This is a genomic window from Chlorobium sp. N1 (assembly GCF_004332115.1).
Lineage (GTDB): Bacteria > Bacteroidota > Chlorobiia > Chlorobiales > Chlorobiaceae > Chlorobium.
The window spans coordinates 13,252-23,788 of record NZ_SJPA01000001.1 but is presented as its reverse complement, the minus strand read 5'-3'; the positions used below and the strand labels follow the sequence as shown (position 1 = coordinate 23,788).

Below are 10,537 nucleotides of genomic sequence, written 5' to 3'. Positions count from 1 at the left end.
TCAGGCCTTGGGTTCCCAGTAGCAGCGCTTCGGGGAGACGATGGCGCCCTCGTCCTTCAGCGTTTTCATCGCCTTGTCGACCTCTTTGCGCTCGAGCCCGCTTTTTTCGGCAATCTGGCCGGCGCTCATCGGCGATCCTTCCTTCTTCAGTGTCTCCAGTACGGCGTTCTTGGCGTCCATTTCTGTGATGCTTGGTTTTTCGACAGGGTTGAAATAAGCCCTCCCGGGCCAGTGCCAATGTACGTAAAATCGGGTTATTCCGAGCCGCCCCGGGGGAGCCTTCTTTTCGTGTAGTTTTCGTAATCGGGCACGAGCCTCGGGTAGCGGTGGTCTATGAGCCGGGAGGAGATCATGAAGTCGGCCGAGGCCCGGTTGGAGGCCGTCGGGATGTTCCAGACGACGGCCATGCGCAGGAGGGCCTTCACGTCGGGATCGTGCGGCTGCGGCTCGAGGGGATCCCAGAAGAAGATGAGGAAGTCGAGTTCCCCGGTGGCGATTCTCGCGCCGATCTGCTGGTCGCCGCCGAGCGGGCCGCTCATGAGCTTCTCTACCTTCAGGCCCAGCTCGAGCTCGAAGACGCTTCCGGTCGTTCCGGTCGCAAAGAGGGTGTGGCGATCGAGGAGGTCCCGATTGTACTTCGCCCATGCGAGAAGATCGGCTTTCTTGTTGTCGTGAGCGACGAGGGCGATCTTCTTCGAACACTCCATCATGCATTCTTTCACTTGCATTGTTTTCTCCGTATCGGTTGTGGGGAAGCCGTCTGAATATCGTCAGGAATACCCTCTCCCGCGTTAGGCGGAGCAACTGTTTCCCCTCTTGTAACATATTGTATTATAATTGTTAACTGTTGCTCCTGACGACGCTTTTCGTATTTTGACAATGTCGCCGGCTGCCTGATATGGAGGAACCATATGCGCGGCTGCGAGTGTTCTCATCTACCGGGCCGGATCGATTGCACGAGTCGCCCATCACAAACCAATAAAGGAGAAAGAAATATGAAAGCGTTTTTGAAACTGTTTTCCCTTGCGGCGCTCTTTGCCGTGCTCAGCATGCCGTCGTCCATCATGGCCGCCAACGGTCCGAAGGCCGCCCAGTCCGCAGCAGCCGACGGGATGTTCGTCGTCATGACCGATGCCGATTCCATGACGCAGATGATGGCTCTCGTACTGTCCACCCAGACCGTCCAGCAGGGACGCAAGGTCCAGATCCTGCTCTGCGGCCCTGCCGGCAGCCTTGCGCTCAAAAACGGCGGACAGAAGGTCTTCAAGCCGATCGGGAAGTCGCCCGCCATGCTCCTGAAGGGGCTCATCGCCAAGGGCGTCAAGGTCGAGCTCTGCCCGCTCTACCTTCCCAATACCGGCCACAAGGCTTCGGAGATGATCGAGGGCGTCACCATCGCCAAGCCCCCTGTCGTCGCCGCATCGATGGCCGCCGAGGGGATGAAGCTCTTCACCTTCTGAGCGGAAGTTCAGCGGACATGAATGAAAAAAGCGCCTGTGATGGCGCTTTTTTCATATCGGCTGTTTCTGTTCCGTTTCGTGTGCAGGGGCGGCTGTCAGTAGTAGACGATGGCGTAGAAGAGGTTCTTTTTCAGTTCGCTGTAGACGAAGCGTGAGCTGATGGCGTTGTTCCACCAGAGGGCGGGGTGCCACCATTCCGGCCTGGTGGCGATGAGGACGAAACTCCTGCCGGATTTCCTGAAAGCCCGGTTCCAGGTGGTGTGGAGCCGGAACATGTGCGGAGGGTCGCTGACGATGAGCGCCTTTTTCCACCCGTGTTTTTTCATCGCCTCCATCGTGTTGAAGGCCTCGTCCCAGGTCGTCTGGGAGCGGCTGTCGATCTTGATGGCCTTGAGCGGCACGCCGAGGCTCACCATGCGCCGCTGGCGCCAGTTGAGCCGGCCGGGGCGGTAGTAGCGTTCGTCGATGCCGGTCAAAACGACGTTGGGGGCGTAGCCGCTGCGGTAGAGTTCGGCGCCCTTCCTGACCCGCCTTCCGCTGTCGCCTCCGAGAATGACGATCACGTCCGCTTTTTCAGCCTTTTTCGCCGGAAACGAGAGCAGGTAGCCGAGAGAAAGGAACCCTGCACCTGCGAGCATCGCGATGGCAAGCAGGATGATGAGGGTTGTCCGGAGCAGTCTCAGCATGGTCGGCGGATGGATTCTGTTTGCGGCCTGCAACGCCGGGCCGGAAGGCCGCGGGCAGGCCGTTTATGATGGCATTAATTGCCGAATCATCCAAACACAATCTTCCGCTGCCCTAGCGCCCGGCACCGGCATGCGCGCATCCGTCGGGATGGCGGGAGCTCAGCCGGCAATGATCTCTTCCCAGAGCGAGCGGTAGGCTTTTGCCGCCGCGGCGTTCGGCCGCACGGCATTGAGCGGAGCGCGGTAGATGCCCATTTTCTCGACGTCGGCGCTGTTGGGGACCACCTGCCGGAGGAACCCCGGAGCGCTTCGGTGCTCTTCGATGATCTCTGCATGCATCGATTTGCGCTTTTCGGCCATGGTGAAGAACGCCCTGATTTTCGATCGGTCCAGGCCGTGTTCGTTGAAGAAGTCGAGGAGCTGGGCGTAGGTGCGCACCGACAGGGTCGTCGGTATCAGGGGGACGAGGATGATGTCGGATGCGGAAAAGACGCTTTCTGAGAGCAGGGTGAGGTTCGGCGGGCAGTCGAAAAAGACGTGGCGGTAGTCTTCGGCGAGCGCATCGAGGTTCTTCCTCAGCTTTTTCTGGGGCTTCTTCGCTTCCGAGAGTTCGATGTCGAGGTTCCGGTACGAGAAGTCGGAGGGAAGGATGTCGAGCCCCTCGAAGTCGGTGGCCTTGATGTGCTCGTACATGCGGTTCTTTCCTTTCAGGAATTTCTCGCTGCTGTACTTGCGTGATGGGCTTATCCTGAAGTAGTAGGAGCTCGCCCCCTGCGAGTCGAGGTCGCAGAGCAGGCAGGGGTCGCCCCGGAGGGATGCCAGGTAGGAGAGGTTGACGGCAGAGGCGGTTTTGCCGACGCCTCCCTTGATGCTGTAGATCGCTATGGTTTTCATTGGCTGAGGCGGTCGCGGTGTGTGGTGAGGTTCCTGAACAGTTCGGCGGTTTCGTCGCTGTCGAAGCGGGAGAAGGTTTTGTGGAACTGGCATCGGGCCTTTTCCTGCCGCTCATGCAGCACGGTCATCAGCCCGCCGACGGCTGCGGCGAGGCCGACGTCGGGGTTCCGGTTTTGGGCCCTGTCGAGATGGTGGCGGAGGAACTCGAGCTGCACCGAGCAGTCGACGAACCCGCCGAGGTTGTCCTGCAGCCTCTTGAGGTGGCCGACGGCCGGCAGGACGCTTTTGTTGGGAAAGAGCGAGGCGAAGAACTCCAGGAGGTAGCGCAGCTTCTTGCAGTCGATGCGCATCGCATGCAGCTCCTCGTCGGTCGTTTCGCGGCTGACCCGACGACCGTGGCGGATGACCTTTTTCCATGCCTTGCGGATGCTCGAGCGGGCGATTTCGATGGTCGGCCGTCCTGCCTCGGGAGCCTGCCCTGGATCGGGCAGCCGGCTCTCGTCGATGAACTCCCCCCACTCCCTGAGGAATTCCGCGTAGGCTTCGGAGGCGAGGTAGCGTGAGAAGCTGCGCTGCAGGGCTTTCTGGCGGCGTTGCAGTTCGGCGATGAAGCGGTCGAGACCCAAATGGAGCGCCTCGGGGAGCCAGGAACGGAACCGCTCCTCTTCGAGAAGGTAGACGTCGGTGTCGCGAAGCTCGCCGGTCTTTGCGGCCACCCTCTTTAGGGCCCTGGCGCAGCGGCCGGCCTCTTCGGCGGGAAAGACTCCCTTGAGCTGGGCGAGGATCGAGCGGGCCCTGCGGATCGAGACCCGGTAGTCGTGCAGGAACTCGGTGTCGATCGAGCCTCGTATGCCCTCTTCGTTGCGGCGCATGATTTCGGTCGTGAAGCGCAGGAGGCCGAGGGCGCTTTCATGGATCGGAGCGTCAGCCCTGAGCTGCAAATCGATTTTCGAGCTGTACCCGCCGACCTCCAGCCCTTCGGCGGCCATGGCGGCGATAAACGGCCGGCGCAGGCCGGATTCATCGGGCAGGGCCGACTCGGGGAGAAGCAATGTGGCGAGTGCGGCGAACTCGTCATGGTAGCCGCGGAGGGGGGCGAGGGAGATGATTGAGGCAAGGGGAGCGCCCTCTCTCTGTCTGGCGCTCCATCGCTCCAGCCAGAGGGTTCCGATGGTCTTCTCCTCGCTATCGAGGAGCTTCCATGAGCTCTGTTCAACCCTGATCCTTGCGAGGCGGCCGTAGGCCCTGATGTCGCTCACGCCCCGGAGGCGGCTTCTGAGGGCTCCTTCAGGCAGCTTCGAGGCGAAAAACGAAGCGGGGGCGGCGAAACGCGCTGCTGTGATCCTCCGGCCGCTGTCGAGATCGTAGATGTAGATGTTCCTGCCGACCGAGGCGACGGCAAGGCCATGATCGAACGCCTGCCATTCGAACGTGTCGTAATAGTTTCTGAGCTCCACGGCCGTTTCGGCGGTTTCGAGCCGGTAGCCATCGGGAAGGCGGTTTTCAGCCGGGAAAACGACGCCGTCTGTGTCGGCAGGGTCGAGGTGATAGGTGTTCTGGTATCCTGGCATCCGGGCGGGTTCGTTCATTGTGTGCGCTGCCCACGGGCTGGGCCTGATTCTAAATATAACGAGGCCTCCTGCTCAGGATTGCCGATTTCACACGATTGTAACCATTCTGATCAGGGGAAAATGGGACGGCCGCTGCGCTATCTTATTTTCAAAAGAGCGGGATTTTGGTAACTTTACGGGTTCAGTTGAAGCGTGAGCCCACGGGCCCGTAGCATTCCATTCCAGCGCATACTTGATGAAGTACCTTTTCACTCTGTTCCTTCTTGCCCTTACCGTTCTCTCCGGATGTTCGGCCGATCATTCCGGCACCGGGGCGGGGGCTTCGGACGCCGCAGGGAGCCCGCTGCGGGTCGGCCTCGTTTTCGACGTGGGCGGACGGGGGGACAAGGCGTTCAACGATCTTGCCTACAACGGCCTTGCCGAAGCCAAAAACCAGCTCGGCGTCGATTTCGTCTATGTCGAACCGGGCGGAGAGGGGGGCGACCGCGAGGCAGCGCTCCGCCAGATGGCTGCCGATCCCGACGTCCGGCTCGTCATCGGCGTGGGACTCCTTTTCAGCGAGGACATCACCCGCATCGCCGCGGAGTTCCCCGACAAGCATTTCGCCTGCGTCGATTACCTGCCGCAGGCGGGTGCCGTGATTCCATCGAACCTTTCCGGCATGGTCTTTGAGGAGAAGAAAGGCTCGTTCCTTGCCGGCGCTCTTGCCGCACTGACGACCAAAACCGGCATCGTCGGCTTCATCGGCGGGATGGATTCCGCCATCATCCGCAAATTCGAGGACGGTTTCCGCCGGGGCGTGCACTTCGTCAACCCCGACCTTGAGGTCATTTCCGGCTTCATCGGCATGACCGGCAGCGCTTTCGCCAATCCGGCCAAGGGCAGGGAACTCGCGCTCGGCCAGTACGGCCGCGGCGCCGACATCATCTACCAGGCCGCCGGCGCCAGCGGACTCGGCGTGATGGAGGCCGCACGCGAAACCGGCCGCCTGGTCATCTGCACCGACTGCAGCGAGGAGACGCTGCAGGAGCCCATGGTTCTCGGGAGCATGACGAAAGCCGTCGACCGGGCCGTGTTCAGCCTCGTGGCCGATCTGCAGAAAGGCTCTTTCGACGGCGGCAGGGCCGTGGCATACGGCCTGGCCGACCGCTATACCGGCATGGCTTACGGCGAGGACTCGAAACAGCGCATTCCGGCTGCCGTTTTCAGGCGGCTCGAGGCGCTCAGGACAGAGATCCTTTCCGGGAACATCGCTCTTGATGAAACCGCCGCCCTTCCCTAGTGCAGTGTGTTCCTTCGAGCCGCCAGAGCGCGGCTCGATGAATTTTTAATCGTCTGACAACCCGTCGCAGTGAACAAAAAAATCCTGGTGACCGGAGCTACCGGTTTTATCGGATCACAGCTCGTGATCAAACTGGCTTCCACGTCGAACGAGGTGTCCATCCTTGTGCGCAGAAGCTCCGATCTCACCTCCCTTGCCGGGGTGCTCGACCGGGTACGCATCGTCTACGGAGACATCACCGACAGGGCCTCTCTCGGAGCTGCCATGGAGGGCATCGAGCAGGTCTACCACTCAGCCGGCCTGACCTACATGGGGGATCGCAGGAACGAGCAGCTCTACCGCATCAACGTCGAGGGGACCAGGAATCTTCTTGATGCTGCGGCTTCGGCCGGCGTGGAGCGCATCGTGCACGTCAGTTCCATTACCGCCGTCGGCATCGCTGAAAAGAACCGCCCCGTCGACGAGACGACCCCGTGGAATTTCGACACCATCGACCTCGAGTACGCCCGCACCAAGCATCTCGGCGAGATTGCCGTCGCCGATGCCGTCAGCAAGGGCCTCGACTGCGTGATCGTCAACCCTGCGTTCGTGTTCGGCGCCGGCGACATCAATTTCAATGCCGGGCGCATCATCAAGGATGTCTACAACCGCCGCCTTCCGTTCTACCCCCTCGGCGGCATCTGCGTCGTCGACGTCGACATCGTCGCTGAAACCATCATTGCCGCTATGCAGAAGGGTCGGACCGGGGAGCGCTACATCATCGGCGGCGACAACGTGACCTACCGCGAGCTTGCCGACACCATCAGCCGGGTCACCGGGGCTCCGCGCGTGCGCTTCCCGCTGCCGTTCGCCCTGGCCCGGCTGCTCAAGGCGCTGCTCGGCCGGAAGAAGGACCGCAGCCGCATTTCGAAGCTGTTCAACTTGTCCATGTTCAGGGTCGCCTCCGAATTCCTGTTCTACCGTTCCGACAAGGCCCGCCGGGAGCTCGGCATGCGCACCGCACCGCATGAGGAGAGCATCCGCAAGGCCTTCGAGTGGTACCGCGAGCGGGACATGCTGGACTAGCCCCTGCGGGGCCGGCCCCGTCTGTTCTGCCAACCCCGTCAACCTGAAGGGAGTGAGCGTCATGGCCTCAAACACGATCGTCGAGCGGGTAGCCGCCGACCTTGCAAAATACCCACCATTCGACAAGCTGGCTCCCGGTGTGCTCGGAGATCTTGCCGCCTCCATCAGCGTCAGCTACCACGAGGAGGGGGAGCTGCTTTTCGGGAAGGACGATCCGCTGAAAGGCTCCGCGTTCATGGTCATGAAGGGCGCCGTGCGCCTCTATGACCTGATCGACGGCCAGGAGGTGCTTGTCGACCTCTGCGACGAGGGCGATGTGTTCGGCGTGCGCGCCATTTTCGGCGGGCACGGCTACCTGCTCTACGCCCAGATCGCCGAAGAGAGCCTCATCTACGATATCCCCGTCGAGAAGGTCAAGGCGCTCATCTCGGCCGATGCCGGCGTCTCGATGTTCTTTGCCGCGGAGTTCGCCAAGAGCGTGCAGGATATCGAGCAGACCCTCTCCTCGGCCCTGTCGCTCCGCCGCCAGGGCTCCTCGGTCCCGGCCGCGAGCAGCTTCCTCGAGCACGAAACGCTCGAAGTCAAGCCGGTCGAGAACGTCGTGACCTGCCCCGAGGACATCAGCGTCCGCGAGGCGGCCCTCATCATGGCCGAGAGCAATATCGGCTCCATCCTCGTCACCTCGCCGGAGGGCCATCCGCTGGGCATCATCACCGATACCGATCTGAGAAAGAAGGTCGTGGCCGTAGAAGGCCCGGTCAACGAGCGTCCGGTCAGGGAGATCATGAGCAGCCCCGTCTATACCATTACGGGAGGCAAGACCGTCGCTGACATGGTGATGCTCATGGTCAAGACGAAGCTCCGCCACTTCTGCATCACCGAGGACGGCACGGTGGAGAGTCCCGTAAAAGGCATTATTTCCGAGCACGACATCATCACCAGCGAAGGCAACAATCCCGCCGTCATCATGAAGGAGGTCCAGGCCGCCGAGGAGGTCGGGCAGCTCAAGGCCGAGCGTGACAAGGCCGAAAACCTGCTTGCCACCTATATGGGCCAGAACGTGGCGGTCCACTTCATGGCAAGCATCATCACCGAAATCAACGACGCCATCATCACCCGCGCGATCCATATGACGCTCGACGCGCTCGAAAAGGAGGGGCGGGGCATTCCTCCGGTTCCGTTTACCTGGCTCTCGCTCGGAAGCGAAGGGCGACGTGAGCAGCTGCTTCGGACGGACCAGGACAACGCGCTGATTTTCGCCGATACGGGGGGCGGGGAGCGCGAGGCGCTCCATGCCTACTTCCTTGAGTTCGCCTCGCGTGTCACCGCCATTCTCGAGGGGGCCGGTTTCGTGCGCTGTCCGGCAGATGTGATGGCTTCGAACCCGAAATGGTGCCTCTCCCTCACGGAGTGGAAAGACTGCTTCCGGCACTGGATCGAGACGCCCGAGCCGAAGGCCGTGATGCATTCGACCATCTTCTTCGACTTCAGGCCGGTGTACGGCGAGCCGTCCCTGGCCGCAGAGCTCAAGCGCGACGTGTTCGAAAGCATCGCAAAGGGACGGGGGTTCCTGGAGTTCTTCGCCAAGAATGCCCTGCAGAACCCTCCGCCGCTCGGGTTTTTCCGCAACTTCATGGTGGAGAAGAGCCGCGACCACGCCAACGAGTTCGACATCAAGTCCCGCGCCATGATGCCGCTTGCCGATGCGGCCCGGGTGCTTGCCTACCAGCTCCGCATTCCGGAGTACTTCGGCACGGTCGAGCGCTTCGGGCGTATCGGCGAGCTCGAGCCGGCTCTTTCCGGGCTCTGCCGGGAAGCGGCGGCCGCCTACGAGTTCCTGATGAAGCTGCGCGCGCGCAACGGGCTCGAGCACTCCAGCACGGGCCGCTACATCAAGCCCGAAAGCCTCAACAAGCTCGAACGGCAGATGCTGCGCAACGTCTTCAGCACCATAGAGCAGATCCAGCAAACCCTCAACCTTCGATTCCAGCTTGACTATTTCCGTGACTGACATGCTGCTCATGCGCTACGCCCTGTGGCGCTGCGGGAGGGGAGTGCTGCCCGGGACGGTATGCCGATACCTGGAAGCCATGAAGGAGCGTCCGGACGGCTCCCTCCCGCTTGATTCGGTGCGGATGGTGGTATTCGATACCGAGACGACGGGGTTCGACCTGAAAAAGGATGGAGTGATCTCCATCGGAGCCGTGGCGCTCAACGGTCTTTCGATCGACGTATCGGACTCATTCGAGGTGCTGGTGCGTCAGGACCGGGTAGGGAGAAGCGAGGCGGTGACGGTGCACGGCCTCCTGAAAAAAGACATCGCCCGGGGGGTCGGGGAGATCGAGGCGGCCGGGGCATTCCTCGAGTACGTCGGTTCGTCGATTCTCGTCGCCCAGCACGCCTCGTTCGATATCGCGATGCTCAACCGCATTCTCTGGGACGCCTACCGCATCAGGCTCTTCAACGGGGTCGTCGATACCGCAAGCCTCGCCAAGCGTCTCGAGAAGGGTCCCTACTACAACCTCGCGCACAAGGTTGGGGAGTACCGGCTCGATCACCTCCTCGAACGCTACGGCATCCGCCTTCATGACCGCCATACCGCTGCCGGTGACGCCTACCTTACCGCACAGCTTCTCCAGCGCCTCATCGCCAAAGGGCGCACGTCGGGCATCGAGACTGCCGGGCGACTGCTCATGCAGTAGGCGTCGGGGCGGGGGCGGCCTCTTTTTTACGGGAAATAAGGATCAGGCGCCGGGATTCCTCCGGCTCGAAGGGTTCGCCGAGGTAGCTGCCGCTCGTCTGCTGGAGCTCGAGGCCGGCGTCGGCGAGCATCTGGCGGATCTCGTCGGGGTCGAAGAGCTTGACGGATTCCGTGAAGGAGAGCGTTTCGCCCGATTTCGAAGCGATCGTGATCGACTTCCGGACACGGCCGTTCTCTATCGAGCGGCGCTCGTCCACTTCGAACTCTTCGATCTGGCGCACCGAGTGCGGCACGATGGTGCGCTCCAGATGACGGGGATTGATCAGGTCGAGGGCGTAGCGGCCGCCGGGCACGAGGGCCCTCCTGACTGCCCTGAGCACCGTGCGGTCGTCTTCAGGGTCGTCGAAATAGCCGAAGCTCGTGAAGAGCTGCACGACAAGGCCGTAGGCCGCCTCTTCGTCGATGAGGCGCATGTCGCGGCAGGTGAGTGTGAGGTCGAGCTTTTCACGCGCTGCCGCCGCCCGGGCTTCGCCGATGAGGTAGGGGGAGAGGTCGTTGGCGGTGACCCGGCAGCCGAGACGGGCAAGTTCGAGAGCGTGGCGTCCGGCTCCGCATGCGATGTCGAGCACATCCAGGCCTGAGGCTGCAGATGCTGCAAGGCCGCTGAGTCGAAGAATGGAGGCGACGCAGCGTGCGGCCTCTTCACGGTCGCGGTGGCTGTAGAGCCTGAGGTAGAACGGGTGGTTGAACCAGTCCTGGAACCAGTTCCCCGATGAGGGGTTTTCGGTGGGGGAGGGCGTGTGCCGCATGCGCTCTCTCTTGGCTCTGTTCTGTCCCTGCGGGACGGATATGAAGGGTGGGTGGCGTTTGGCAGGGGC

At 62.0% G+C, this 10,537-nt stretch carries 11 protein-coding genes; 5 read left to right on the top strand and 6 right to left on the bottom strand.

Translation table 11 applies throughout. The annotated features are described in order from the left end of the window. Window positions 1-180 carry an HTH domain-containing protein gene (locus tag E0L29_RS00120; protein WP_131353324.1) on the bottom strand — a complete coding sequence of 60 codons (180 nt, stop codon included), beginning with the start codon at window positions 178-180 and terminating at the stop codon, window positions 1-3. 74 nt (window positions 181-254) lie between these two features. Continuing rightward, on the bottom strand, window positions 255-728 hold the full coding sequence (locus tag E0L29_RS00115) for a methylglyoxal synthase (protein ID WP_131353322.1): 474 nt from the start codon (window positions 726-728) through the stop codon (window positions 255-257). A gap of 267 nt (window positions 729-995) precedes the next feature. On the opposite strand from E0L29_RS00115, the gene E0L29_RS00110 reads away from it, so the two are divergent. Further along, entirely contained in the window at window positions 996-1,460 is a 465-nt protein-coding gene (locus E0L29_RS00110; protein ID WP_131353320.1) for a DsrE family protein, read from the top strand. A gap of 95 nt (window positions 1,461-1,555) precedes the next feature. Here the strand turns inward: E0L29_RS00110 and E0L29_RS00105 are convergent, their stop codons facing one another. The 3 genes from E0L29_RS00105 to E0L29_RS00095 form a co-directional block, all read right to left on the bottom strand. Further along, the gene (locus tag E0L29_RS00105; RefSeq protein ID WP_131353318.1) at window positions 1,556-2,146 is read right to left on the bottom strand and encodes a YdcF family protein; all 591 of its coding nucleotides are present in this window, start codon (window positions 2,144-2,146) and stop codon (window positions 1,556-1,558) included. 159 nt (window positions 2,147-2,305) lie between these two features. Continuing rightward, entirely contained in the window at window positions 2,306-3,040 is a 735-nt protein-coding gene (locus E0L29_RS00100) for a ParA family protein (RefSeq protein WP_131353316.1), read from the bottom strand. Beyond that, window positions 3,037-4,611 carry a CHAD domain-containing protein gene (locus tag E0L29_RS00095; RefSeq protein WP_165498784.1) on the bottom strand — a complete coding sequence of 525 codons (1,575 nt, stop codon included), beginning with the start codon at window positions 4,609-4,611 and terminating at the stop codon, window positions 3,037-3,039. Before E0L29_RS00095 ends, E0L29_RS00100 begins: the two co-directional genes overlap by 4 nt. Window positions 4,612-4,846: 235 nt before the next feature. Here E0L29_RS00095 and E0L29_RS00090 point away from each other — a divergent pair, with 235 nt between their 5' ends. The 4 genes from E0L29_RS00090 to E0L29_RS00075 all read left to right on the top strand — a co-directional run bounded on the left by E0L29_RS00090 (window position 4,847) and on the right by E0L29_RS00075 (window position 9,660). Then, on the top strand, window positions 4,847-5,893 hold the full coding sequence (locus tag E0L29_RS00090) for a BMP family ABC transporter substrate-binding protein (RefSeq protein ID WP_131353312.1): 1,047 nt from the start codon (window positions 4,847-4,849) through the stop codon (window positions 5,891-5,893). 69 nt (window positions 5,894-5,962) lie between these two features. Further along, complete coding sequence (locus E0L29_RS00085; protein ID WP_131353310.1) at window positions 5,963-6,958, top strand: SDR family oxidoreductase; 996 nt, start codon at window positions 5,963-5,965, stop codon at window positions 6,956-6,958. 61 nt (window positions 6,959-7,019) lie between these two features. Continuing rightward, window positions 7,020-8,969, top strand: coding sequence for a DUF294 nucleotidyltransferase-like domain-containing protein (locus E0L29_RS00080; RefSeq protein ID WP_131353308.1), 1,950 nt, complete (start codon window positions 7,020-7,022; stop codon window positions 8,967-8,969). A gap of 1 nt (window position 8,970) precedes the next feature. Continuing rightward, window positions 8,971-9,660: a 3'-5' exonuclease gene (locus tag E0L29_RS00075; protein ID WP_131354617.1), complete on the top strand. Its 690-nt coding sequence runs from the start codon at window positions 8,971-8,973 to the stop codon at window positions 9,658-9,660. On the opposite strand, the gene E0L29_RS00070 is transcribed toward E0L29_RS00075, so the two are convergent. After that, window positions 9,650-10,468 (bottom strand): methyltransferase domain-containing protein, encoded by an 819-nt coding sequence (locus E0L29_RS00070; RefSeq protein ID WP_131353306.1) that lies wholly within the window; start codon window positions 10,466-10,468, stop codon window positions 9,650-9,652. The two genes, E0L29_RS00075 and E0L29_RS00070, sit on opposite strands and share 11 nt — an antisense overlap. Window positions 10,469-10,537 lie beyond the last annotated feature (69 nt).